The sequence below is a fragment of the Arthrobacter sp. Y3221087 genome (assembly GCF_059089905.1).
The window spans coordinates 65773-90873 of record NZ_JBNHFE010000006.1; the positions used below are offsets into that span (position 1 = coordinate 65773).

The window sequence follows — 25101 nt, forward strand, 5'->3', positions numbered from 1 at the left end:
TGCTGCGACGGCGGGGACGCCGTCGTCGGCGCCGTTTCTTTTATGATGGCAAGCTGAACTGCTCAAGTAAATCGTCTATTTTCGCTCTTGGTCGTCAGTAATATTGACAATGTGAACATCGCCCTGAACCCCTCAATTACGCTGCGCCAGGTCTTGCACTTTGTCGTGGCGGCCGAAACCGGAACGATGAGCGAGGCAGCACGGCGGCTACACATGGCGCCGTCGGCCATCTCCATGTCCATCGCGGAACTGGAGCGAATTGTCGGGGCCCAGCTGTGCATCAAGCGCAAGTCCAAGGGGCTCACCCTGACATCGACGGGCATCGTGGTGTTCAGGCAGGCGCGCCAACTGCTTGAACTTGCGGATGAGATCGCGTCGCTGTCCAAACGCGCCAGGACTGACATCCGCGGTCCACTGACCGTCGGGTGCTTTATGCCGCTGGGGCCCACCATCATTCCCCCGATGCTGGCCGATTTTGCGGAACAGTGCCCGCACGTGGAGGTCGATTTCATTGAGGGGTACCACGAGGATCTGCAGGAGCGCCTGCTCAACGGTTCCATCGACGCCGCCTTCGTATTCGACATGGACATCTCCCCTGCGCTCAAGACGGCCCCGTTGCTGTCCGTAGAGCCGTACATCCTGCTTCCGGCGGACCATCCCCAGCGCGAAGCGGAGGTGGTTGCACTCAGGGACGTAGCCGACAGTCCGCTCATCTTTTTCGACGCTCCTCCCATCTCCACGCGCATCCTCGAGATGTACCGCGCTGCCGGCCTGACGCCGGACATCCGGCACCGCTCCCGCAGCTACGCCACAGTCCGATCGCTGGTAGCGAGTGGCCGTGGCGTTGCCGTGCTCTTCCAGCAACCCATGCTGGACGCGCCATACGAGGAGCTAAAGGTTGTGCTCAAGCGGGTTGCCGAGCCGCGGATCCATACCCGCGCCCAAGCCACTGTGTCGCTGGCCTGGACGCGGAGCATGCGGTTGAACGCACGCGCACAGGCCTGGGTGGATGTGGCCGTCGAACGCTTCAGATCTGCCGACTCTTAAGCGGCCGGCCCTGCGCCGCCCCTCTACGCTGAGGGGCGTGAAAGCCCAAGGTTCTCACGCAGGGTGTTGCCCTCATACTCGGACCGGAAGTAGCCGCGGTCCTGAAGTTCCGGGACGAGCTTGTCGCAGATAAGTTTGAATCCGCCCGGGTTGAAGGGAGCGTTGAGGTTGAAACCGTCGCACGCTTTCGACTCGAACCAGTCAACCATGCGGTCAGCCACCTGCGAGGGAGTGCCGGCCATCCACTGGTGCCCGGTGGACCGGGCCAGGTCCACGATCAGCTCGCGCAGCGTCATGCCCATGTCCACGCTCTTCTTGCGGTATATCTGGTACCTGCTGCCCAGCCGGGGGTCATCGGAAAACCACTCGGCGGGGATCGACTCATCGAACTCCAACTCGGTCAGGTCCATCTTGAGGTCAGCACCCACCTGCTTGCGGCCGTTACCGAGGTGCACGTAGCTGGCCAGCTCGTTGGCAAGGTCCTGCGCTTCCTTCTCCGTGTCGCCGAGAATGGGCAGGATACCCGGAATGATCTTGACGTCGTCGGGGTTCCGGCCCTTCTCAGCCACCATGTTCTTAAACTTGGTGTAAAACTCGATGGACGGTTCTTTGAACGGCTGGGCGGTGTAAATCCCGTCCGCCACCGAGGAACCCAGGTCCATGCCCGGGCCTGAGGATCCCGCCTGGACCAGCACGGGACGCCCCTGCGGCGACCGCGGCATGTTGATGGGCCCTTCGACTTCAAAAAACTCGCCCTTATGCCGGATGGCCTTGAGCTTGCTCCGGTCCACGTACTCACCAGATTCCCTGTCCACGATGACGGCGTCATCGGACCAGCTGTCCCAGAGACGCTGCACCACGTCCACGAACTCCGTGGCCCGCCGGTAACGCACCGCCGGGTCCGGAACGTCCTCCACGCCATAGTTACTGAAACCGTCAGACGACGTGACGATGTTCCAGCCAGCCCTGCCATTGGACATGTGGTCCAGGCCGCACAGCTGCCGGGCCAGGTTGTACGGCTCGCAGAAGGAAGTGGACATGGTGCCGATCAGGCCGATGTTTTTTGTCCTGGCCGCCAAGGCTGCGAGCACGGTCATGGGTTCGTAGAACCCGTTCATCTTGATGTCGCCCCGCATCACCGTGTTGGCGTGCACGATGTCGCCGAAAAAGACGGCGTCAAGCTTTGCGGCCTCGGCCATCGCGGTTAGGTCTGCCACGAAGTCCAGGTTGCCGAGCTCTTCTGCCCGGCTTCCTTCCTTCCGCCAGCTGTCCTTGTGATAACCCGCCGGCAGCATAAAGGTAGTGAGCACCATGTGATTCTTAGGCTTCATGCGTGGTTCCTTTCGTTAGGCGCCAATCCGAGCGCCTCGCTGTCTCCAGCATGCGGGCAACCGGTACCCTCGTAAAGGCAGAAGTTTCAGCATAATGAGTTCAAAAAAACTGACAATGGAGTCACCTGAGGCGGAAGCACTCGGGGCATCATGTTTCAGCCCTGGAAGCCTTCCCTTGTGCAGGTTTAGACCGCGTCGAGTTTGAGGCGTGAGCCCTCACGGGTGAGGCGCACAGCGGCGAGACCTGCTGCCAAGATGACGATCCAGAACACGGCTACCATCCACACGCTCCCACCGGCTGCGAGAACCAGGCCCGTGGCGATCATGGGGGTGAAACCGGCGCCGATCATTGAGGCGCCCTGATAGGACAGGGACGCCCCGGTATAGCGGACGCCGGTGGGGAACTGCTCGGAGATGTAGGCGCCGATTGGTCCGGCAAGGGCCCCCTGGACCAGCCCATTGCCGACCACGACTGCCACGGCAAAGCCCCACATAGTCCCGTTTGTAAGCAGCAAGATGAGTGGGAATGCCAGGACGATGCCCGCCACGCCCGCGCCCGTAAGGACAGTGCGCCGGCCGATCCGGTCACTGAGGCGTGCGGAGTAAAAGCAGACCGCCACCGTCACCACGGCGGCGACTCCCTTCCAGTTCAGGACGCCGGAGCGGTCAACGCCGCTTCCAACAGCCATGGAGACGCCCCACACCGTTAGCAGCCCCTGGCAGGCATAGAATCCCAACGTAGCCACGAGGGTGACCACGACAACACGCGGATGATGCCGGAGCACCTCCAGCAAAGGCGGGTGCTTGACTTTAGCGGCTTCGGCTTCGAGCTTCTGGAATACGGGCGTCTCTGCCACCCTGAGGCGGATGACCATGCCGATGAGGATCAGGAAGGCACTGAGCAGGAACGGTATCCGCCAGCCCCAGACCAGGAACTGGTCCCCGGTCAACGCGGAAACGGCGGAAACCACCAGTGTGGCCAGCAGCCCGCCCGCCGGTCCGCCGGCGTTGGCGAACGCTGCGGCGAGGCCGCGCTTTTTTGCAGGCGCGTGCTCCAGGGCCATCAAAGTGGCGCCGCCCCACTCTCCGCCAACGGAAATGCCCTGAATGACGCGCAGAAGGACAAGCATGATAGGCGCCGCAACGCCGATTTGCGCCGTGGTGGGCAGGAGCCCGATAAGGACGGTGGCGCCGCCCATCATGAGCATCGACAGCACCAGCATCTTTTTCCGGCCCAGGCGATCGCCGAAGTGGCCAAAGACGATACCACCGAGAGGCCGGGCAACGTATCCGGCCGCAAGGGTCGCAAAGGAGGCAAACAGGGATAGGCCGGGGCCCAAGTTGGCAAAGAAAACCCGGTCAAACACCAGGGAAGCAGCAGTAGCGTAAAGAATGAAGTCGTAGTACTCGATAATGCTGCCAATGAGGCTGGAACCCAGGATGCGGCGCATGTCCTTAGTGTTCAGTGAGTCGACGGCAGGTACTTTCCTGCCTGAGTCAACGTCCACCGGCATCTGGCTTTTCCGGGTGGTTTTCGGGTTCAACATGATCTCTTTTCGAAAGCTGTGAGAGTTCGTTCCGACGGCATTGTTGGTTACGTCCCGAACCTTCATCCCCCGTACGCATGATGCAGATCACAGGGCGAGGCTACTCAAGAAAGCATAACGCTGGCCAAAGTGCTTAAGCGGGCAGGAGGAGGGGCCGGCACAGCCGGAATGACGAAATACTCAGCGGTGGAGGCTGCTGAGGGACCGGCGATCTACGGGTGAGAGGCCGAAATTGCGGAAGTCCAAGGGGCGGTAGGAACTCCACATGTTGTACCAATTTTCGTCCTCGCCCCACACGACCGGAGGGCGGGAGTCGTCGTAGATCTGTTCCAGATCCGTGTAAAGCTCGACGACAGCCCCGGAGGTCTCGACGTAGTATGCGGCGATGTTATGGCCGGCACCGTGTCGTACCGGGCCCCAAATCAGCTCCCGGCCCAGTTTGTTCAGCCGGTCGCCGAGCTTTCCGAGATCGGAAATGCTTTGCGTCTGCCATGCGTGGTGGTGCAGGGTTCCCTCGCCGCGGACCAGGGCAATACCGTGGTGGTCAGGGTTGCAGCGCATGAAATAGGCGAAGTCGTCACCGATGACGTCCGAAAGGCGAAAATCCAGCACCCGCTGCAGGAAACGCATCATGCCGCCGACGTCCCGGGGGTGGAAGTTGAAGTGGCCGTACCGGTCCGGGCCGAAGGACTGCTGGAGGGCGATGTTCTCCTGCATGCCTACGTAAATTTCGAACAGGAAGCCCTCGGGCCCGATGAAAGAAAAACCGTCCTCAATACCAGCCCCGCGGGGCTTGTTGCTGAGGATCGTCAAGTTCTCGTCCTCCACGCGCCGCCGGATCTCCCGCAACGCATCGCCATTGGCCGCGAGCAGGCCGAAACCATCAACGCCGTTGACATCAGACTCGACATAAACCAGTTCATGGTGGACGTTGCCGGCGGCGAGGTACACGGCATCGGAGGTCCGTTCCGTTTCCCGGAGTCCAAGGATCTGGGTCGCGTCAAATACCGAGTTAGCGAGGTCCGTCGTCTGAATGCTTACGTGCCCCATGGCACTTATCAATCCCCAAGACATCCTTGTCTCCTACTCGTTCGCACAGCCCTTACGGATAGCGTGATACCCGCTTCAACATCAATATAAAACACTATCGTAGTCAGAATAGATAATCCAGGAAAAAAACAAAACGTCGAAGAACGGTGCAAGTCCCCGCTTGACTAGGGCCCTAACGTCCTGCAGAGTTTCGTATACGATTCGGACTCGACCTCATCCTCACCGGCACCCCCGCCGGCGCGTCCGTGGTCAAGCCCGGCGATGTGCTCGGGGTGGAAGGTTCCGCCGGGAACCTCACCACGGGCCGACTGGCCACCACCACGTGGAAGGCACGACGCCGTTCGCATGCTTTGGTGCCGGGCCCACAGTTGATGACCTGCAGCGGGAGGACGCGTACAGTTCGATGGAACTTGGCGGCAACGCACCGTTCATCGTCTTCGAAGACGCAGACCTGGACAAAGCCGTGGAAGGAGCCATGGCTGCCAAGATGCGCAACATGGGCGAAGCCTGCACCGCCGCGGAACAGATCGAGTTCGGCATGGTCGGCTTCAACGCCGGCGTCGTCTCCAACGCCGCAGCAGCCTTCGGCGGCGTCAAACAATCCGGCCTCAGCCGCGAAGTCGGCACCGGCCCGCCGCAACGGTAACTGCGGATGCTGGCCCGCAACGGGGAACTGTTTGACCTCATTAAGGCAGCATCAACTAATGTTCGAATAATCTGCGTTGTCGGAGTTGCCGCGGCCTCCATGCAAAAGGCGGCAGCCGGATCAGAATGCGCCCACCATTCGACGTGTTCGAGCCCGTTGGTGATGACTACCGAAGCTTCTTAGGCACTAGGAATACGAATCATGAAAGCTGTTCGATTTAGGTCACCCGGCGGCCCGGAAACCCTCGTTGTGGAGGAGCTCCCGGACCCGGTTCCACAGGACGGAGAGGTTCTCATTCGCGTAGCAGGAGCAGGTTTGAACCGGGCCGACTCACTGCAGCGGCTCGGACGATACAACCTTCCTCCAGGCGCCTCGGAAATTTTTGGAATGGAAGTTTCTGGAACCATTGCAGAAGGGGGCACGGGTATCCACGGCTTCGTCCAAGGCGACCAAGTCATGGCGCTTCTCGCCTCCGGCGGATACGCAGAATACGTCGCCGTGAACGCGGGCCATGTCCTCGCGATCCCGAGGGGTATCGAGTTGATCGAAGCGGCGGGCGTACCAGAGGTTGCAGCCACACTGGTTTCGAATATTTGTGACACAGGCCGTTTCGCTCCCGGTGAGACTGTTCTGATCCACGGAGCCACAGGGGGTATCGGAGTCTTCGGCATCCAACTCATCAAGGCCCTGGGAGGGCGGGTAGCAGTCACCGCATCCAGCGAGGAGAAGCTCGAGGTGGCCCGTCGTCTCGGCGCGGACGTCTTGATTAATTACGAGAAGGAGGACTTTGCCAAAAGGATGCTCGCTGAAGGCGGCGCAGACATCGTCCTCGATACTGTCGGAGGACAGTATCTGCCGAGAAATGTTGAGGCCCTTGCGCCATTCGGACGGATCGTGACCATCGGCATGCAGGGCGGGCCCGAAGGCACTTTGAACTTAGCGGCCCTGATGAAGAAGAAGGCGTCCGTGTCAGGGACCCTGCTGCGGGACCGCTCCCCCGAACAGAAGACAGCCATTATGGCAAGCGTGAAACGTCTTGTCCTCCCGTTCCTGACAGCCGGGGCCATCAGACCGGTAACAGAAAAGGTGTACCCACTTTCTGAAGCAGCCAGGGCGCACGCCCATTTCGAAACCAAGGCCCACATTGGCAAGATTCTGCTGGATTGCCGACAAACCGACTAGAGCAGTGGAGGGTGTCGCATGTATTGGGTATTCGAAGGCGGCACCCGTTGCTTGTCTCTGCCGCCGGCGATCTTTTTCGGCGGCGGAAAGCGACGTGAAGATTCCGACTTCGGCGATGTTGGAGACGTCGAAGACTCTTTCCTTGGCCTCTTGGCGGGATCGGCTGGATCCGGAATTGCCGGAGGAGGTGGAGACGTTGGTGTAGCTGTGGTCCGGATCAGGTCCGAGACTGCGCGGAGGAAGCCTTCTGCGGCGACTCCGCCGCCGTTGACCTCGACGTTGGCGGACCAGATTTTGCGCATGTTTGCCTCGCGGCAAAAGGTCGACGCCTTGTGACCAGGACTTTCTCACTCGCTACCTCGCCCGCGCCTTTACAGGACCCACGACAGCCGCCACCGAACCGGACAGTGCTCTGGCAGACATAGAAAAGTCATAGGGACATCCCCACGGCTCTCCCCTTGGATTGTGGAACAAGAAGCGTGGTCCTGGGCCTTGCCGGGTTTCCGGCTCACGAACCAGGCGGCGGGGCTCTCTTTCAGCGCCGAGCGACCAGCCCCAGCTCGGAGGGAATCTCGTAGTGGGGTCGGCCGCCGTCGAACTCCAGACGGAGGGGGTTGGAGGCAGTGAAGGGATTCCCATATCCGTTGGCCACCTGGATGCGGCCTTCTTGGACGAACCCGGCGAACCAGCCCCTCAAGGCTTCCGAGGTGGTGGCAAATTTCTCCGGGTCCAGCCCCTCCAGCATGGGTGCATCCTTCCATTGCTGGAGACAATCGAACAGGAATGGCATCGGCATGCAGTGGGGACTGCCTGCGCCTGGCAGGGGGCTCTGCACGGAGAACCCAGCCAGATACACGGTGATGCCGGCAACTGCAGCGGCCTTGGCCAGCTCCAGGTGCGCTAGCCGAAACTGGTGTAGGGTCATCAGTTCCACCATCCGGGCCTTGCCGGACGCCCCCGGGACTTTGAGGTCGATCCAGGCGCGCACCGCCTCCGGGTCCTCGAACCGGGTCTGGGTGAAGCCATCGGCGGCTTCATCCGAGAAGGCCGTCTCAGGGGCAGAGAGCAGGAAAGCTGCGGATTCCTCGGACGTCGAGAGAAGCGCCAGGGACTCCACGTGTAGCTTCGGTGCAGTGGTGGCGTAATTATGCAGATCCTCATCCAGTTCGCCGCCGACCGCCGGCATCAATGGCATCCCGCGACCGGCGTAAGCTTGAGCGAGGCTAGCTTGGGCACCAAGGACCGATTCCCACGAGGCCTCAGCGAGTCCGCCGCAGTCGGACAGCGAGCTGGTCGCCAGTGCCCACCTGTCCCGGTACTGTTCGGCTGTCAATGCTGGCTCCCATGGGAGACTGATCAGTGCGGTGCGACGGAACAAGCCCCGGGTCTCCTCGAGAGTGGACAGCGCATACGCATACCATGCGCCGGCAGAGTCGCCGGCGAGAGTGATCTTTTCTGGATCCCCGCCGCACAGGATGATGTTTTTCTTCACCCAACGCAGTGCCACGGTCAGGTCACGCAGCGGCCGCTGGGAGTCAAGCGGGTTTCCATCGATTCCCAGATGTCCCAGGATGCCGATCCGGTAGTTGACGGTTACCAACACGCACCGGTCATTGTGGACCAGGGAAGGGGCAGTGAACCAGCGGGCGTTGCCCGTCCCCGTGGTGAACCCGCCGCCGGGAATAAACACCACCACAGGCAGCCCCTCCGCCATCTCCGGTGCCTGCACGCGCAACTGGAAGGCATCGTGCGACTGTGCGGGCTCGGTGTTTGCTGCCCCCAGCAGGGCGTTCAGGGCGCCTGGCAGTTGCAGGAAGGCCAGAGGCTCGACGGAAGCCTGTAGCCCTTCCGCCGTTACCGGGACAGGCTCGGCCTCGGAGAACCTGTAATCCGGGTCGGAGAGCCGGGCATACTGGACTGTCACATCGAGAGCTGTCATTTCAGGAACTCGTAGTCAGCACTGTTCACATTCTCGGTAATACGCCAGTACTCAGTGGTGTGGAACGGCCACACTTGAGATACCCGATTGAACCTGTTCTTATACCAGGTCTTGACGTACGGCTGACCCCAAGTCATCTTCTCGCTCTCCGCGTCGACCCAGGCCATGTGCTCGTCGAGGGCTTCCTGCTTCAGGTCCAGGGCACGCACGTCGCGTTCCAGGATTTGATGGATGGCCTCGACGGCGTACTCCGCCGCACGTTCGATCATGAAGTGCAGTCCACCGGCGACCACTCCGCCGGTGTTGGGGCCGAGCAGCATGAACAGGTTCGGGAAGTTGGGAACAGTGATGCCCGCGAAGCCCTTGGCGTCTCCGCCCCAGTAGTCATGGATCTCCAAGCCGTTGCGGCCTACGATCTTGATGGGGTCCAAGTAATCGGACGGACGGAACCCGGTCGCGTAGATGACGACATCGACATCGAGCTCTCGTCCGTCGTCGGTGACCACTCCGCTCTCTGTGAAGGATTTTAAACCTTCTGTGATGACCTCCGTTTGCGGCTCGCGCAGGGCTGCGGCCCATACGCCGTTGTCGCGGAGCATGCGCTTGGCCGAGGGTGGGTAATTCGGGATGGCCTTCTCCAGCAAGTCAGGGCGGCCTTCATACTGCTCGCGCATCCGTTCAATGATGGCCTGCCGGAATTCCTCGTTGGCCTTTGAGACGCTCAGTGGCGCACCGTCCCAGCCCTCTTCAGCCGTTGCGATGTGGATGCGCCCTTCAATACCGCCGGCTGTGACGAAGAGGCGGAACAGCTGTCCGTATGCCGGGACCTTCTCGTGCAGCCACTGGGCAGCGTCGGACATTCGCTCGTGGTAGGTCGGTGCCGGCAGCATCCAGGGAGCACTGCGCTGGAACAGGTACATCTTGTCCACGTCCCCGATGACGGCTGGGACGATTTGGTAGGCGGAGGCGCCTGTGCCGATCACGGCCACCTTCTTGCCCTTCAGGTCCACCGAGTGGTCCCACTCCTGGGAGTGCATCTGGACTCCCTTGAAGTCAGCCTGTCCGGGCCATACCGGAATGAAGGGATGGTCCAGCTGCCCCACACCGGTGATGATCGCGTTGTAGCTCTCGGTGGTCTCATGGCCTGCCTTGGTGCGCGTGGTGGCCTTCCAAGTGGCTGATTCCTCATCCCACACGGCGCGCGTCAGGGACGTGTTCAGCTCGATCGCCTCTGTGAAGTCGGCTTTGTCCGCCAGGGACTCCAAGTAATCCAGAACCTCCGCGCCGGTGGCGAACTGGTTTGGCCAGTCGACCCGCTGTGCGAAGGAGAAGCTGTAGCCGTAGGTGGGGGTGTCCAAACGCACACCCGGGTAGTGGTTCTTCCACCAGGTGCCGCCGAACCGGTGGGAAGCCTCGATCCAGCGGTACGGCAGCCCAGCCTCCTGCAGGCGATAGGCGGCGGCGATGCCGGAGATTCCTGCGCCAACGATCAGGGTCGTGAATGGTGCCTCGGCCCGGTGGTCGGGGTAGTCAGCATAGTTCCACTTTGCGGAGCCGTTGCGATCCGCAGCAGGGGCGAATTCATGCTTCATTTGTCCCATCCACGACCGGTCCCGGGCGGCGCGGCCGCCGGTGAACCAGTCCAGGATCGCGGACGCGTCTTCGGCGCTCAGCTGCTGCACGCTGCGGATTCCCTCATCTCTAAGCCGCTTTAGTCCGGTCAGCGCCAGGTCCTGGGCACGTTTGACCTGTTCGGGCGACATTCCTCCGTGGGGCAGCAGCGCCGTGCCCAGCGGGGGAAGCGGCGGGGATAGTTCAGCCGGCACATAGGACAGGTCCTGGAGGGTTGTGGCCAACGCGGCCAGCAGCACGGGAGCTTCAGCCCTTGCGGCGTACTCCTGCAGCGATTTATCTGACTCGGTGATCGCCGGGTACTCCTCGGTCCAGTACAAATCACCGTTGGTGGGCTTGCTTGCCATTAGATCTCCTCGAGATGAAACGTGGTTAGGGTGGTCGAAGCGCGGTCGGACGGCGCTAAGCCGTCGACCGGGGAGCCGTTCGTCGAGGAAGGTGCGTCGTCCCCGGACAGTCTGCTCTTACTCGTCAGAACGCGGCAGGGACATTGCGATCCGGTTGAAGATCCGCCGGGGCGGTGGCTTTAAACGTTGTTGCCCGGATGCCGGCAGAGGTTTGCCGCAGGGGCTCCGTGAGGCGATCGGTCGGGTGCCGATCACGCTCTCATCTCGCTGGACAGCCTGGATGCTGTTCACAGTTCTCCTTGCGTCGAAAATCCGTAGGCGCCACATGGGACGGAACGCCAGCGCGCCCGAGCCCTAGTCCTGCACATCACACCTAGTGAACAGTATGCCACCCAGGATGCATACTGCAAGCAATAATGTATTATCCCAATCTCCATGAACGCGAACCCATATCGAAAAAACTGGTGGTGGACTCCGAGGGGCGAACGGACTATCCTCATGAGTGTCTCAAATATATTCTTGGTCAGATATTGCAAACTGCCCGGGAAGCCGACAACACACGAACACTCTCCCAGGAGCACACCATGAGCATTGCTAGGGTGGACCAGACGCCACAATTCGACCCCCGCGCATTCCGCGATGTCATGGGCCATTACCCGACCGGCGTCGTCGTGGTCTCAGCCATGGTCAACGACGCCCCCGTGGGTATGGTGGTGGGCACTTTCAGCTCAGTCTCCCTGGAGCCGCCGCTGGTTTCGTTCATGCCCATGACCACGTCATCGACCTACCCGAAACTGCGTGGAGCAGACCACGTCTGCATCTCCGTGTTCGCCCACTACCAGATGCAGGCCTGCCGCACTCTGGCTTCCAAGGATCCGGAGAAGTTCGACAAGGTCGGATGGACTCTCTCGCCCTCAGGCGCCCCCATGATCGACGGCGCCGTCGCGCATATCCATGGGCGTATCACCGAGGAGGTGGAGGCCGGTGACCACTACATCACCCTGGTCTCGGTTGACGACATGGCCATCGACCGAGGCGTGACCCCGCTGCTGTTCTTCCAAGGCGGCTACGGCGGCTTCTCGACCACCGGCCTGTCCGCTCACGTGGACGAGTCGCTGATTTCGGCGGTCCGGCTGGCCGAGGCCACTCGCCCGCAGCTCGACGCACTTGCCCAGAGGTTCGGCTGCTCCGCCGCAGCCCTGGTCCAGATCAGTTCCTTGGACCAAACGATCGGTGCCACGTCGTACGGCGGCAACACCGACGCTGACGAACGCATCGGCGTCCGGATTCCTTTGATCCCGCCGTTGGGCGAGGCGGCGGTGGCATGGAGCCCAGACCAGGTCGATGCCTGGCTGGGCCGGATCTTCCCGCAGGACGAGGATGTCATCACCTTTTATCGGCAGGCTCTCACCCGCGTGCGCGAACAGGGATACGCCATCTCCCGCATCGACCAGGATCCGGCCGGCTATGACGCACTCAGTGAGGCCCTGGCCGAGTGGGCCGACGCTGAGCTGACGCCCGCCCGTGATCGCGCGGTCCGCACCACCATCGCACAGAGCCGCCAGTACTTCGGATGCTCGCTGGACGAGGGGGAGACCGATATCGACCTGGCATCCGTGGTCGTACCGGTCTTCGCCCCCGAGGCTGACCAACCTACCAACTCCGGACTTGTTATTCGGCTCGGCAACCTGCCCTCTGGTGTGGATGTAGCCACGGTCCGGGGATGGGCGTCGGCCCTTCAGGAGGCAGCAGCAGAAGTCAGTCGCACCTTGGCGGGTCCGGCTGCCAGGGACTATCGGCGGTACGCCGCAGCCGGCCTGCGCTCGGCCTGAGCCATCGCAAGGCCGGCGGAGCAGCCGGCCGGATGCCGTCAGCAACAGAACAACCACACATGAGAACGATCGGGGGCTCGCTTATGCGATCTGTGTCTCAGCCAACGTCAGAGATAAAGGAGAGCTCAGTGGGAGCACGACGTGGATATGAATACCTAGCGGGACTGAAGGACGGACGCAAGGTCTGGTACGGAAGCGAGCAGATCGATGTCACTGAACATCCGGACTTCGCCGGCTCCCTTGCGGGAATGGCCGAGTACTTCGACTACCAGTGGGAGCATTGGGACGACTGCCTGTTCGAGAGTCCCGACACCGGCGACCTGATCTCTGTATCTCACCTGCGTCCCGCCAACCAAGAGGACATCGAGCGCCGGCACCGTGCCTTTGACCGGTTCGCCCGCTATTCCATGGGCATGCTCGGCCGCACTCCCGACTACGTGAATGTGGTCTTGGCTGGACACGTCTCACGCACAGATCTGTGGGAGAAGGCCGCCTCCGCCACGGTGTACTTCGAGCGTATCAAGGCGTACCAGAAGTACGTGGCCGAGAACGATCTGGCCCTGACGCACACCATCGTCCACGCCAACATCGACAAATCGATCGGTGAGCTGGACGGGGCCAACGCCGACCTCACTCTTCAGGTAGTGGACCGCACCGATGAGGGCGTGATCGTGCGCGGCGCGAAGGTTCTGGCGACCCTTGGCCCGATAGCCGATGAGATCTATGTTTACCCGGCAACTCCCATCAAGCCCGGATACGAGAAGTACGCCCTGTCTTTCGCCATCCCCGTGGAGGCCGAGGGCATCGCAATTATCTGCCGTGATCACTACGGTGTGGATGCCTCCCGCGAGGACCGGCCGTTCTCGTCCCGGTTTGACGAGCAGGACGGGGTGGTCATATTCAACGACGTGCTCATCCCGCATGACCGCATCTTCATTGATGGCGAGCTGGATCTCTACAACTCGGTAAATCAGGGAACCGCTACAGGATGTACACAGCAGCAGACGGCCATCCGTGCCGCGGTGAAGCTGGAGTTTGCCTATGATTTGCTCACCGAGATGGTTCGGGTCACTGGGTCAAATGCGCGTCAGGACGTGATCACTATGCTCGGTGAGGTCCACAGCTTCCTGGTGATGACCCGGGCGATCATCGACTCCGCTGAGCGCCGAGCCCATAACTGGGGCGGTGGTGCCTACTTTGTGCACGATGACATCGGGGTGGTGCGCACGATCATGCCGGAGTGGATGATCCGGGTGAACGACATCATCAAAACTGTCGGGTCGCACAATCTGCTGGCCACCCCCTCCCTAGCGGCGTTCGATAATCCGGAGCTGGCTTCGATGCTCGAGAAGTACCTTCCGGGAGCGGGGGACATCAGCGCCCAGGAACGTTCCCGGATCTTCCGAACTGCCTGGGATTTCGCCGGTTCGGCCCTGGGCTCGCGTATCGAGCTGTATGAGCGGTTCTACCTCGGTTCGGTCGGACGCGCGCGCATGCTTGAGCACATCAAGGGACAGCGCAACGGAGACAAGGGAACCGTGTGGGAGTTCCTCGATCGTCAGAAGCTTCCGACCGCAGGCCAGGCGTGATCCAAAGCCATGGACAAGACACTTACGGCGGTCCTGACCGACCATCTGGCGGCAGCGGACTTTGAATCGCTGCCCTCGGAAGCGGTAGACCGGGCCAAGACGCGCGTCCTGGATGCTCTGGGGCTGATTGCCGCCGGGACTCAGGCTGAGGGCAGCTCCTCATTGATCGACCTGGTCACCGGCTGGGGTGGCCGTCCAGAGGCGACCGTGCTGACCACAGGCGCCAAGGTGCCCGCGATGCATGCCGCACTGTCCAATGCGGCGCTGATGAGGTCATACGATTTCGAGCCGGTCGGGGCTGACCACGCCGAGGGAGTGCAGATCCCCTCGCACATCACCGGCACTACCGTCTCGGTGGCGCTTGCCGTGGCCGAGGCACGCGGACGCGGTGGCCGGGACCTGCTCACCGCGCTGATTTACGGGGACGATCTGGCCGCCAGGCTCGGTCATGCCACCGGCTTCGACGTCTACGGCGGCGGAGACAACACCGGGACGATCAATGCTCTCGGCGGCGTGGCCACGGCCGGACTGCTTATGAAGCAGGACGCTGCCACCTTGCACCACGGACTCGGTCTGGCCATCAACCAGGTCTCCGGGACCATCGACAACATCAATGACAAGACCCTGGCGTTCAAGCTGCCGATCTCCCTGTCCGCTCGCAACGCCGTGTTCTCCGCTGAGCTGGCCGGGACGGGGTTCGGGGGGCCAGAAGACCCAATCGGGGGACGTTTCGGCTTCCTTGCCCAGTGGAGCGCCGCGCCGCAACCCGAGAAGATCACCGATGGTCTGGGTCAGGAGTTCTACGCCGACGCCGTCATTAAGCCGTGGCCGACCTGCCGGGCGAGCCAGGCATCGCTGGATGCCACGGTGCAACTGGTCGAGGCGCATCGACTCACTCCCGACGACGTGGAGAGCATCGAGATCCATGTGAATCCGCAGACCAAGGCCGGGTTCGTCGGGCAGGAGTTTACCGTTGGAAGCTGCCCGGAGGTCTCCGGCGCCTTCAGTATCAGGTTCGCTGTCGCCACGGCGCTGATGTACGGAACCGTTGGACTGCAGCACATGAACGAGGCGCACATGCGCGATCCAGCGCTGCAGAGGACGCTGGACAAGATTGAGATCGTCGGTTCGCTGCCCCGGGAACAGGCTCGAACGGCCGAGGTCGAGGCGCGGCTCGTCTCCGGTGATCGCCACCGAATTCGTGTCGACCAGGTCCTTGGGGACATCCACTTCGCCCCGTTGGGCCGTGAGCGCATCGAGGCGAAGTTCCGTAACAACATCGCGTGGAACGGAACTCTGGAGGACTCCATTGCTGACCGTGTGCTGGAGCTGGTCCACCATTTGGAACAGCTGGAGGACCTGTCCGAGTTGGTCGCGCTGCTGGCGGAGCCGGCCGGACACCGCTGACCACGAACGAACCAGACACACCACGGTGTCCACTGATCTGAGGGTCTGCAGGACCGTTGGCGGCCCAGCCCAAATTGAGCACCTATCCAGGGTGTCCGCTCCTGGCAGACACCACCGACGTCAAGGGAAAGGCCTACCGCACAATGACTGCGAAGCCCACTCGCCGCATGGCGCTGACAACATTCCTCATCCCGGCAGGCCACCACAAAGACTCGTGGCGCCGGGACGGTAGCCGAATCGAGGAGGTCCCAAATCTGGACTTCATCGTCGAGCTTGCACGGATGGCCGAGAAGGCCAAGATTGATGCCGTCTTCTTGGGTGACATCGCCAATGCCAACCCCACACTGCGCGGCGACATCAAGACCAACGGCTACTTCGAGCCGATCTCCACGTTATCCGCCATTGCCGCCCGGACCACCGACATCGGGCTGATTGGCACCATGTCGACTTCCTTCGAAAGCCCGTACACGGTGGCCCGCCAGATCGCAGGCGTCGACCACATGTCCGGGGGACGTGCCGGGTGGAACCTGGTCACCTCCTTCGACGGATTCCAGAACTATGGATTCGACGCGATCCCCGAACCGGCCGAACGCTACCGCCGGGCCCGAGAGTTCGCGGACGTTGTGAAAGCGCTGTGGGACTCCTGGGGTGATGACGCCGTCATCAGCGACCGGGCCTCTGGCAACTTCATCGATCCCACCAACGTACGTCGAATCAATCACAAGGGCGAGTACTTCCAGGTGGAGGGTCCGGCCCCTGGCCCACGATCCCCCCAAGGCCACCCGGTGATCGTCCAGGCGGGATCCTCGGGCCCTGGGTTGGAGCTGGGAAGCTCGGTGGCCGATGCGATCTACACCGCCCAACCAGTCAAGGAACGCTCGGTCGAGTTCTATACCCAGTTCAAGAAGATGCTGGCGGACAAGGGGCGGGATCCTGACCACACCAAAATACTGCCCGGCATCCTTCCGATCATCGGAAACACCATGAAGGAGGCAGAGGAGCTGGCCGAAGAGCTGGGCAGCTACGTCAATCTGGAGTACGGGCGACAGCAGGTCTCCTCCGGCCTCGCCGGACTGGACCTGTCCTTGTTGGACTATGACGACACGATCCCTTCCGAGTGGCTAAGAGATGAGCCGGAACTGGGAAGCCGTTACCACGTGTACCGGCGCAAGGTCATCGACCAGAATATGACCCTGCGCGAACTGATCATTGACATGGCACGTTCAGCCGGTCACCAATGGATCATCGGCACGCCCCAGACGATTGCGGACAACATGGTGGACTGGTTCGAGTCCGGAGCCTGTGACGGCTTCAATCTAAACTCGCCCTACAATCCGGGCGGTATGCGTCAGATGTGCGACCTGCTGATTCCGGAGCTGCAGGACCGCGGCTACGTCCGGACAGAGTACGAGGGAACTACCTTGCGCGAGCATTTCGGCCTACCTCGTCCTGCTGCCTGATCTGCTCTAATCGAAACTGCCGCCGCGCTCCAGCCGCTGGGCTCGGACTTTGTCTGTGCCCGGGTGGGCTTATGGGCAGATAAGCAGTCTCTCCAGCAGCAGATAAGCGCTGCAGCCGTTAGTGCGTGTACCACCAGGGTCGGCCGACTTGAGCCACGCCGGTGCAAGGCCTGCGACCTTCGTTTTCCTCACGGCATCGACGTTATTCATGGCCCCGCAAGCCGTGCCTTAATCAGCGATCAACTCCCGCCGGGCCGGACCCGGTGGCTTGGAGGGCTGGCTCCGAATTCCCCTGCTTTGGGGATGGCGACCGGCGGCCTGCTCGGGTCACACCGACCGCTTGATCAGAAGGCTGCCCAGCCCTGATTCAGGACTGTGACCCATACAGGAATGCCTCGGACTGAACTTCGTCCGGGCGGCGCCGGCCGTACCGCAACCAGGAATATCTACCCGTTTGCGAGGAATGAACCCCGCATCACAATGACCCCTGTGGCCTGTTGTCCCCTTCGTCATCGGCGTGGACGCGCACGCCCTCACCCACACCTATGCTGTGCATGCCGCCGCCGCTGAGCATCTGGGCACGGAGCGGTTCACGGACACGCGCACGGGCAGATCAAGTACAAACGCGGGTAGCTAACCGCACGGAGGAGACGTCGGGGCCTCTCTGGGCCATTAAAGGGGCCGGCAGTTACGGCGCGCTGCTCACCGGAACCGTCATACATCCGACTACCAGGTTGTGGAGGCTCCCAGGGTCCGGGCATCGCCACGGCCCGGTGCGCGGCCGGGACATCTAATCCGCTGGACTTGGTTGCAATCCTGTCGCTATGGGGCAACAACCTCGCCGAAACCGACTGGCCAGCACGCCCTTCTACACGCACTTTTGCTGTCGCTGCTGGACCACTATGACGTGCCTCACGAAAAGTGCTGTGCAGTAGCTCACTTTTACGTTATGGTGTGGGTTATGCATTCTTTCCACGAGAGTGTTATATCTAGTCATATTGGAATCAGGAGAAATAGGCGCATGAAGAAGATGAACCGTATGGTGCCCCGTTGGACTGCTCTTGCCATGGCGTGTGCAGGTGTCATGGCGGTCACGGCCTGTGGAGGCGACGCCGCTGAGTCCGCCGCGGGGAAGACGATCACCGTGTTGCATGCACCCATTAACTACGAGCCGCTGTACATCGCCGAACAAAAAGGGTTCTTCGATGAGGTCGGCTTGGATGTGGAGATCCGCCCTGGCGGCACGGCCCAGGACAACCTGAGCCAGCTTGTAGGAGGATCGGCTGACATCAGCACGGTTTCTTGGGACGCCGCCGTGACCGCTACTGCTCAGGACCTCCCCATCAAGCTGATCTCCGGCGCGGGTCTCATCTCGAAGGTGGTCGACACCTCCGGAGTCGTTGTACGCAAGGACAGCGGCATCACCGACCTGTCCGGATTGGAAGGCAAGACGATCGCCTTCAACTCTCTCGGCTCCGGAGGCAACGTCCCGGTATTGCAGGCTCTGACTGACGCTGGCGTGAACCTGGACAGCGTCAAGCAGGTCGCACTGCCCTATGCCTCGATGCGTACCTCGCTGTCGAGTTCCCAGGTGGATGCCATCTTCCCGTCGGACAGCTTCTACAACCAGGTCATCTCCGATGACTCGTTTCACGTAATTGCCAATCCTTCCCGTGAGTATCGCGCCGGGCTCGGCATCACTTTGTGGGCCGCCACGGACCCATGGCTACAGCAGAATGGAGAGACGGCCAAGAAGTTCAATGAAGCCATGGCCAAGGCCGTTGACTTTTACAACGACGAGGCCAACGTGGACGCCGTCTACGAGGTGCGCAGCGAGGTGACCGGAAACTCCATCGAGGATTCCAAGGGCCCGCTGGTTGAGCAGCAGGTGGCAGTCGATCCCGAGGTGTCACAGAAAACAACTGACGCTTTGGAGGAGTTCGGCATGATCTCCAGCCCCAAGAGCGTTGACGAGATCTTGTGGGAAGGAACTCCCCGCGCCTGAGCGGAGATGTGACCTATGGCTACAACTACAACCACCCCAATGGCGTTCAGCCGCCAGCCGAGCATTGACTGGACGCTGACCCTCCAGCGAATGACTGCCCTGGCAGCGATCCTGCTCATCTGGCAACTGGCCGTGATGAGCGGGATCCTACCCAAGATCACCCCCGGCATCCCCGAGATCCTGACCTCCATCTCTACCGTGGTCACTACGTCGAACTTTTGGGACGGCTTCGGCCACACGCTCTTCGCCGCCTCGGCGGGCTGGCTGCTCTCCTGTGCAATCGGCGTCGTCCTGGGGCTGCTGATCGGGACGATCCGTCCGCTGGACCGCTCAACCGCTTTGATCGTTGAGTTTGGCCGCGCCTTCCCGACCATCGCGCTTATGCCGGTGATGATGCTGGTGCTGGGTGCCACCACGAACATGAAGATCACAATGGTGGTGCTGGCCGCGGTCTGGCCCGTGCTGGTGCAGTCGATCCTCGGATCGCGGAGACTGGATCCGGGCATCGTATCCACCGCGAAGGTCTTTCAGATCCCGAGGGGCCTGTGGTTCCGCAGAGTGTTGTTGCCGGCAGCCATGCCGTTCATCGCTACCGGCGTGCGGATCTCAGCGTCCATCGCGATCCTGGCCGCAGTCGGAGTCGAGGTCCTGACCCAGGTGCCAGGGCTGGGACGACTGATCACACTGGCCCAGGAAGCAGAGCGTTGGGACAACGCGTTCGCCTACTTGTTCTTCGCGGGCATCTTCGGCTGGCTTGTGGCCTCTCTACTGGGCCGGGCCGAGGGCCGGCTGCTCCGATGGAACAGGCAGAGTGATGACTGACCCTTCCACGATCAGCACCTCCCCCTCCGATAACCTCCAGTGCATCAACCCCGAACCGTCCGGGAGCATCCTATGAGAACTTTGACAAACGTGCTGTGGTGGCTCTGGCTGCCCGTCCTACTAATCGTCCTCTGGTGGTTCGCCTCGGCGAACAGCACCAACCTGTTCGTTCCCCCGCTCTCGCGGATCCTCCACGTTATGGTCCGGGACCTTACCAACGGCGTACTGCTCGAGGCCATGAGCGCGAGTCTCTTCAACCTGGCGATAGGTCTGCTGATCGCGAGCGTGGTGGGCGTGGCCCTGGGGCTCATCCTGGGCGAGACAAAACGACTGCGGCTGGTTCTCGACCCCTATATACACTTCGTGCGCTCCGTGCCACAGTCGGCCTTGGTTCCGCTGATCATCGGCATCTTCGGATTGGGCTCGACCTCGAAGATCTACGCCGTGGCCCTCGCCTGCGTCTGGCCGATCCTGCTGAACGCGATCGATGGAAGTCTGGGCGTGGAGGTCGGGGCGCGACGAGTGTCCCGCGTCTTCGGTATCCCGCGGATGCTCTACTACCGTCGTGTGGTGCTGCCCGGGGCCATGCCCCAGATCATCGCCGGCATCCGCGTAGCCCTACCAATCGGCATCGTCGTCATGGTAGTCAGCGAGCTTTTCGCCTCGAACGTCGGATTGGGCTTCTACATCCTGAACTCCTCCAGCACTTTCCAGATCCCGGAGACTTGGAGTGGGGCACTGCTGGTGGGTGTCATCGGCTACATCCTCGTGATCGGCTTCAGTTTTATCGACAGGCAGATCCTGGCCTGGTACTACAAATCCGGCGCCCGCTGATGGGCCACGACACGTCTTTTACAAGGAGTTTGAACCATGTCTAACACCGAAAGCGTCTCCGCCGGTACGCTGACAAGCATCAGCGGAGATGTCCTGCTGCGCGTCACAGACCTCTCGCTGGGCTACGGGGAGGGTGCTGATGAGAAGTGCATCATCGAGGACCTGAGCCTCACTGTCGGCAACGGGGAGTTCGTCTCGATCGTCGGCCCGTCCGGCGTCGGCAAAACGACTCTGCTTAAAGGCCTGTCCGGTCTGCTCAAGCCCAAGGCCGGCCAAGTCATGGTGAGTGGGGGTATCCTCGATGGACCGCACCGTGATGTGGCAGTAGTCTTCCAGGACTACTCACGATCCCTGATGCCGTGGATGACCACCCGCGAGAACATCGCCTTCCCGCTGCAAGGGCGCGGCCAGAAGAAGCCCGTGCGCAACAAGGCCGCAGACGAGGCCCTCGATGCCGTAGGGCTGGGAGGCCAAGGGGACAAGTACCCGTGGGAGATGTCCGGTGGCATGCAGCAGCGTGTGGCCATAGCCCGCGCACTGGCGTACAACGCCAAAGTGTTGCTGATGGACGAGCCGTTCGCCTCCGTCGATGCGCAAACACGCTTCGACCTCGAAGACCTGGTGATCGACCTCCGGGAGAAGCTCGGAGTGACGATTATGCTCGTCACTCACGACGTGGACGAGGCCATCTATCTAGCTGACAGGGTGATCGTCATCGCCGAGAAGCCAGCGACCGTCGTGGACGTGATCGAGACCGGATTCGGCACGCACCGTGATCAAGTTGCCACCAAGGCGGACCCGCGGTTCCAGGACGCCCGCGGGCGCATCCTGACCCGACTCCGCAAGTAGCGCCGGGCGTCCAAACGCTTACGTGGGGGCGTGAGGTCGGCCGTCGGAACAGGTGCGATGTGCGCAGGTGAGGAGGTTGCGACAGTGTTCGCAGCCGTTTCACCTGACCGTGATGGCCTCCTCGACCGGGCCGATGCCATGCGAGCGATACTCACTGAAATCATAGATCGATCCCTTCCTGGCTAATGCCCGGTCGTCGCCCGGCCAGATAGATGGGCAGGGGCTCCTCGTCATAGATCTGCTCCAGGTCCGTGTGGGGACTCCACGAAAGCTCCGGTGCGCTCGACACACTGTGGGCGGCGATGTTGTGCCCTTGCCCTGATGAGTGTGACCCCTTAATGCCTACGTGGCAGGCAGGAAAAATATGAAGATCATCCCCGATGATGTCCGGATCCTGGGGTCCAACGTATCTGCGAAAGAAAACATTGGGCTGCAAGCCCTTCCGCTAATCACGGGTTCGGGGCACGGACGGTACCTCTGGAGCATGGGGATGAGGATGCACAATCAAGCTGGGGTCTGCGCCACATCCAACAGACTTTCAGCCTGGGCGATTCGCTGTGCCTCCGGAAGGAACCCCACCTCGAGGATGTTATTCATGGACTTCGTGTAGTGCTCTCGCAGTAACCGTCCTGCTAACTGGGCGTCTCGATCCACCACTGCCTGCAGAATTTCTCGGTGCTCCTGGTCCATGTCGCGGCTCACAGACTTCTGCGAAGGCGCCGACCAGCGTCGATGCAGGGAGTTCTCATCGGCCAGCACGGAGGTCAGGTCGATCAGTACGGGCAGCCCACACGCCGAGAGCATCTTCTTGTGGAAATTGTCATGGGCCTCGACCCAGTCAGGGTTTAGCTCCAGGCTCCCCTCCAAGAAGCGTGGAATGCGCTCCAGCATATGATGGGCGGCGAAGACTTCAGACTCCCAGTGCAGGTCGCCCCGCTCGATGGCGAGCTGGATGCCGAACTCCTCGGCGCGGCACCTCAGCTCGTTGAAGTCCCGCAGCTCATCGAGCGAGATCTGGGGAACGAAAAAGCCACGATTCGGCTTGAGCTCCACCAGCCGGTCACCAGAGAGTCGGGTTAGGGCTTCCCGCACGACGGTGCTGGAGGTCTCGTAATGCTTGGATAAGGGCATCAGCTGAAGATTCTGCCCCGGGAGCCAGCGCCCCGCCAGGATGTCTTTGCGTATCCGGTCGCGTAAGCCGGTGCTGAGGGTTTCGGAAGTGCCGCTTCGAGCCATGACTGCAATATACTTTAAATTACGCAAAGATGTCACGCTCCCCACTTTTGTGTATTGCAGACCAATCTGTGCATTCTTGTCCGTGGCTGTCCAAATCTGCTAGAACCCCTGTACTCGTGGCTACAGGCGTTACCTTCCTGGTGGCCCAGAACAATCTCCGGCTGGTCTTGTCCCCACATCAATCAGCTCCCCCGGGCCGGCCCCGGTGGCACCCCCGATCACGAAACGGCTGGGGCGCAAACCATGCCGGCCGACGCGGCCAGCAGCTATTCTTGCCGCCGAGCGCCCGGGGTGAAGTTCGTCGGTGATCACCTTCATCCAACCTGTGCAGGGTTTGTCCACCACACCACTGTCATCGACTGTTACTTGAAGAAAACGGGCTGGTCCACCGGCGATCGCATGCCTACCGATCTCATCACCGATGCGCTCAAGAACGCCGCCACGACCCTAATCGAGCCTCTGGCGATATGGCAGTCGGGTCGGCGCAGCGTCTACAACCTCGACCGGAGTTTAGAGCCGTGGTGACCGCCTGGGCATGCGATTGTCAGTGGGCGCACCGTGCGTGCTGGGACAATAGCATGTTGCCGTCTTGGCTGAACCGCCGGTGGCGTTTCCACACCGTCCCCTAGGGCCGAACGCAGGCGGTAGATCGCGCCAGGCGACCCCGGCACCGGTACCGGTGTTGGTATCGGTAGACAAGGCCCTGAAAAGAGCCTGTCCGATAGGCAGCTGCTTTCCTCTCGTGTCGCCGACTTAGCGCTGCTCGCGCAGCCGGGCCGGCCAAACGCCCTGTTTGCCGGGGTTCACGACTCCATTGGGATCCAAGGCATCCTTCAGGGTCTCCTGGAAGCGCAGGACCGCATGATCGTTAAAGGAGAACTCGGCGGCGATGTCGTCCATATTGTCGATGTGGCCCCGGTAGGGGGTGTAGCCGCGGCGAGCCGCGGCCTGCCGGACCTCCTCGTACAGTGCGCGTGCCCGAGCCAGCTGCTCCTCGTTGCCATTCTCGAAGAAGATCATGGTGACGTGCACTAGGTGCCGGGCGTAGATGTGGTAGCCGATGTAGAGATCGAAGCCGTACTTAGTGTAAAGAGCTTTGACCACGTTGTAGAAATCCATTACCGCATCGCCGCGAGCGGGCAGTAGGGGTGCGATGTCGATGTGGCCGCCGTCCTCGGCATACCACCCTAGGGTGTCGTAGGCCTTCAGAGACGGGACTCCGGCCATCGTCGTATGGTCCTTCGGGTCAATGTCGTCGTAGGTGACAGGCTGGCCGTCCTTGCCCTCATATATACGTGCCTGCACTTGAAATCCGGGACCGTCGAAGGCAGCCTCGATGATACGCAGCCGTTCGCGGACCATGCCCGGATCCCCGTAGAGGGCGAAACGCGCGTTCCAGTGCCCGATGCCCATCTTGTCGCGCATCTGTTCCACGACATCGTCGGGGATGGATCCTTTGCCCTCATACCAAGTGGACCGAGGGCCCTGCATAGTCCCGGCACGCACTACGTTGCCGACCAGGCAGTTGTTTTGGAAAACCTCGCGCCGGCGCAGATCAGCGATGGTGTCAATCAGCTGGGGAAGATCCTCCACCCGGTCTACCGTGATGTCACCGGAGGCGAAGACCTCGGGCCAGGGCATCAGCCAGAGGCCGGCGCGCACAACGATCCCGAGGCCGGATTGGGTGAACAGCTGGTCGATGTTGGGTCCGAAACCGCCCTTAAAGACATTGGCCAACGGGCTGTCCTCCAGCGCCCACATACCGGTGCGAAGCAGAGACCCGTCCGGCAGGACTACCTCCAGCCCGCACAGCTGCTGGACGTGGTCTCCATACGGAGACATGCCGTAGCCGCGGTCCAACGCGTTGCCGAGAACGGACCCCCAGCCCAGGGCTGGCACGGAGACGAACAGGGGAAGCTTGTTCTCCTGGATGTGGTCGTAGAGGTTGAAGAAAGTCACGCCGGGCTCGATGACCGCGTAAGCCAACTCCGGGTCTACCTGGTGGATGGCGTCCATCCTGCTCAGGTCCAAGACGACCTGGTTCTGGGTGCGGGGCGCCGACCCCCCATAACCCAAGTTCTTGCCCCGGGAGACCGTCCAAAGCAGCGTACTCGTCTCGTTGGCAAGACGGACAACCTCTTGAACCTCGTCCACGCTTCCGGGGCGCACGCCCGCGACCGCGTCGCGGCCGGTGTGCAGCGGAAATGGGTCAGCGTATGCCCTCTCGCCCCCCGGCCGGACCACATTCTGTTCACCAACGATGGATGCGGCCCTATCAAGGAATGTGGCGGTCATGGTGCTCCTGAGAGTCCGGTCCGGCAGGCATTCTGAACGGTGCCGGATAGG

Annotated in this window: 18 protein-coding genes and 1 pseudogene; 12 read left to right on the forward strand and 7 right to left on the reverse strand. The window is 61.7% G+C overall.

Annotated elements, in window-relative coordinates:
• Positions 1–111 precede the first annotated feature (111 nt).
• Positions 112–1047 (forward strand): LysR family transcriptional regulator, encoded by a 936-nt coding sequence (locus AC5RUO_RS16430; protein WP_494053208.1) that lies wholly within the window; start codon positions 112–114, stop codon positions 1045–1047.
• A 23-nt stretch (positions 1048–1070) separates the two neighbouring features.
• On the opposite strand, the gene AC5RUO_RS16435 is transcribed toward AC5RUO_RS16430, so the two are convergent.
• From AC5RUO_RS16435 to AC5RUO_RS16445, 3 genes are all read right to left on the reverse strand, one after another.
• Positions 1071–2378, reverse strand: coding sequence for an NtaA/DmoA family FMN-dependent monooxygenase (locus AC5RUO_RS16435; protein ID WP_494011148.1), 1308 nt, complete (start codon positions 2376–2378; stop codon positions 1071–1073).
• A 185-nt stretch (positions 2379–2563) separates the two neighbouring features.
• The gene (locus AC5RUO_RS16440) at positions 2564–3925 is read right to left on the reverse strand and encodes an MFS transporter (RefSeq protein WP_494011147.1); all 1362 of its coding nucleotides are present in this window, start codon (positions 3923–3925) and stop codon (positions 2564–2566) included.
• A gap of 180 nt (positions 3926–4105) precedes the next feature.
• A complete protein-coding gene (locus tag AC5RUO_RS16445; protein ID WP_494011146.1) occupies positions 4106–4975 on the reverse strand; it encodes a VOC family protein in 870 nt (289 codons plus the stop codon).
• A 397-nt stretch (positions 4976–5372) separates the two neighbouring features.
• Here AC5RUO_RS16445 and AC5RUO_RS16450 point away from each other — a divergent pair.
• Together AC5RUO_RS16450 and AC5RUO_RS16455 are read left to right on the forward strand one after the other, a co-directional pair.
• Positions 5373–5621, forward strand: a pseudogene (locus AC5RUO_RS16450) (aldehyde dehydrogenase family protein); the annotation flags it as partial.
• Between the two features lie 201 nt (positions 5622–5822).
• Complete coding sequence (locus AC5RUO_RS16455) at positions 5823–6803, forward strand: NAD(P)H-quinone oxidoreductase (protein ID WP_494104070.1); 981 nt, start codon at positions 5823–5825, stop codon at positions 6801–6803.
• Positions 6804–7338: 535 nt separating this feature from the next.
• Here AC5RUO_RS16455 and AC5RUO_RS16460 read toward each other — a convergent pair.
• Together AC5RUO_RS16460 and AC5RUO_RS16465 are read right to left on the reverse strand one after the other, a co-directional pair.
• A complete protein-coding gene (locus tag AC5RUO_RS16460; protein ID WP_494104071.1) occupies positions 7339–8742 on the reverse strand; it encodes a carboxylesterase family protein in 1404 nt (467 codons plus the stop codon).
• Positions 8739–10721: a flavin-containing monooxygenase gene (locus AC5RUO_RS16465; protein WP_494011143.1), complete on the reverse strand. Its 1983-nt coding sequence runs from the start codon at positions 10719–10721 to the stop codon at positions 8739–8741. Before AC5RUO_RS16465 ends, AC5RUO_RS16460 begins: the two co-directional genes overlap by 4 nt.
• A gap of 584 nt (positions 10722–11305) precedes the next feature.
• On the opposite strand from AC5RUO_RS16465, the gene AC5RUO_RS16470 reads away from it, so the two are divergent.
• The 8 genes from AC5RUO_RS16470 to AC5RUO_RS16505 all read left to right on the forward strand — a co-directional run bounded on the left by AC5RUO_RS16470 (position 11306) and on the right by AC5RUO_RS16505 (position 21519).
• Positions 11306–12553: a flavin reductase gene (locus tag AC5RUO_RS16470; RefSeq protein ID WP_494104072.1), complete on the forward strand. Its 1248-nt coding sequence runs from the start codon at positions 11306–11308 to the stop codon at positions 12551–12553.
• 128 nt (positions 12554–12681) lie between these two features.
• Positions 12682–14142, forward strand: a complete 1461-nt coding sequence (locus AC5RUO_RS16475; RefSeq protein WP_494011141.1) for a 4-hydroxyphenylacetate 3-hydroxylase N-terminal domain-containing protein — start codon at positions 12682–12684, stop codon at positions 14140–14142.
• A 9-nt stretch (positions 14143–14151) separates the two neighbouring features.
• Positions 14152–15549 (forward strand): MmgE/PrpD family protein, encoded by a 1398-nt coding sequence (locus tag AC5RUO_RS16480; RefSeq protein WP_494011140.1) that lies wholly within the window; start codon positions 14152–14154, stop codon positions 15547–15549.
• Between the two features lie 167 nt (positions 15550–15716).
• Complete coding sequence (locus AC5RUO_RS16485) at positions 15717–17009, forward strand: NtaA/DmoA family FMN-dependent monooxygenase (RefSeq protein WP_494104073.1); 1293 nt, start codon at positions 15717–15719, stop codon at positions 17007–17009.
• 1021 nt (positions 17010–18030) lie between these two features.
• Positions 18031–19014 (forward strand): ABC transporter substrate-binding protein, encoded by a 984-nt coding sequence (locus AC5RUO_RS16490; protein ID WP_494011138.1) that lies wholly within the window; start codon positions 18031–18033, stop codon positions 19012–19014.
• 15 nt (positions 19015–19029) lie between these two features.
• On the forward strand, positions 19030–19836 hold the full coding sequence (locus AC5RUO_RS16495; protein WP_494104074.1) for an ABC transporter permease: 807 nt from the start codon (positions 19030–19032) through the stop codon (positions 19834–19836).
• A gap of 72 nt (positions 19837–19908) precedes the next feature.
• Complete coding sequence (locus AC5RUO_RS16500) at positions 19909–20670, forward strand: ABC transporter permease (RefSeq protein ID WP_494011136.1); 762 nt, start codon at positions 19909–19911, stop codon at positions 20668–20670.
• Positions 20671–20706: 36 nt separating this feature from the next.
• Complete coding sequence (locus AC5RUO_RS16505) at positions 20707–21519, forward strand: ABC transporter ATP-binding protein (RefSeq protein ID WP_494053214.1); 813 nt, start codon at positions 20707–20709, stop codon at positions 21517–21519.
• A gap of 504 nt (positions 21520–22023) precedes the next feature.
• Here AC5RUO_RS16505 and AC5RUO_RS16510 read toward each other — a convergent pair.
• Positions 22024–22791: a GntR family transcriptional regulator gene (locus AC5RUO_RS16510; RefSeq protein ID WP_494011134.1), complete on the reverse strand. Its 768-nt coding sequence runs from the start codon at positions 22789–22791 to the stop codon at positions 22024–22026.
• 207 nt (positions 22792–22998) lie between these two features.
• Here AC5RUO_RS16510 and AC5RUO_RS16515 point away from each other — a divergent pair, with 207 nt between their 5' ends.
• Complete coding sequence (locus tag AC5RUO_RS16515) at positions 22999–23280, forward strand: hypothetical protein (protein WP_494104075.1); 282 nt, start codon at positions 22999–23001, stop codon at positions 23278–23280.
• A gap of 228 nt (positions 23281–23508) precedes the next feature.
• Here the strand turns inward: AC5RUO_RS16515 and AC5RUO_RS16520 are convergent, their stop codons facing one another.
• The gene (locus AC5RUO_RS16520; RefSeq protein WP_494104076.1) at positions 23509–25050 is read right to left on the reverse strand and encodes an FAD-binding oxidoreductase; all 1542 of its coding nucleotides are present in this window, start codon (positions 25048–25050) and stop codon (positions 23509–23511) included.
• Positions 25051–25101 lie beyond the last annotated feature (51 nt).

Bases quoted from the DNA above. Each gene is read 5' to 3' on its own strand.
- AC5RUO_RS16435 (WP_494011148.1), bottom strand. From the start codon at position 2,378: ATGAAGCCTAAGAATCACATGGTGCTCACTACCTTTATGCTGCCGGCG.
- AC5RUO_RS16440 (WP_494011147.1), bottom strand. From the start codon at position 3,925: ATGTTGAACCCGAAAACCACCCGGAAAAGCCAGATGCCGGTGGACGTT.
- AC5RUO_RS16445 (WP_494011146.1), bottom strand. From the start codon at position 4,975: ATGGGGCACGTAAGCATTCAGACGACGGACCTCGCTAACTCGGTATTT.
- AC5RUO_RS16455 (WP_494104070.1), top strand. From the start codon at position 5,823: ATGAAAGCTGTTCGATTTAGGTCACCCGGCGGCCCGGAAACCCTCGTT.
- AC5RUO_RS16460 (WP_494104071.1), bottom strand. From the start codon at position 8,742: ATGACAGCTCTCGATGTGACAGTCCAGTATGCCCGGCTCTCCGACCCG.
- AC5RUO_RS16465 (WP_494011143.1), bottom strand. From the start codon at position 10,721: ATGGCAAGCAAGCCCACCAACGGTGATTTGTACTGGACCGAGGAGTAC.
- AC5RUO_RS16470 (WP_494104072.1), top strand. From the start codon at position 11,306: ATGAGCATTGCTAGGGTGGACCAGACGCCACAATTCGACCCCCGCGCA.
- AC5RUO_RS16480 (WP_494011140.1), top strand. From the start codon at position 14,152: ATGGACAAGACACTTACGGCGGTCCTGACCGACCATCTGGCGGCAGCG.
- AC5RUO_RS16485 (WP_494104073.1), top strand. From the start codon at position 15,717: ATGGCGCTGACAACATTCCTCATCCCGGCAGGCCACCACAAAGACTCG.
- AC5RUO_RS16490 (WP_494011138.1), top strand. From the start codon at position 18,031: ATGAAGAAGATGAACCGTATGGTGCCCCGTTGGACTGCTCTTGCCATG.
- AC5RUO_RS16495 (WP_494104074.1), top strand. From the start codon at position 19,030: ATGGCTACAACTACAACCACCCCAATGGCGTTCAGCCGCCAGCCGAGC.
- AC5RUO_RS16500 (WP_494011136.1), top strand. From the start codon at position 19,909: ATGAGAACTTTGACAAACGTGCTGTGGTGGCTCTGGCTGCCCGTCCTA.
- AC5RUO_RS16505 (WP_494053214.1), top strand. From the start codon at position 20,707: ATGTCTAACACCGAAAGCGTCTCCGCCGGTACGCTGACAAGCATCAGC.
- AC5RUO_RS16515 (WP_494104075.1), top strand. From the start codon at position 22,999: ATGCCGGCCGACGCGGCCAGCAGCTATTCTTGCCGCCGAGCGCCCGGG.
- AC5RUO_RS16520 (WP_494104076.1), bottom strand. From the start codon at position 25,050: ATGACCGCCACATTCCTTGATAGGGCCGCATCCATCGTTGGTGAACAG.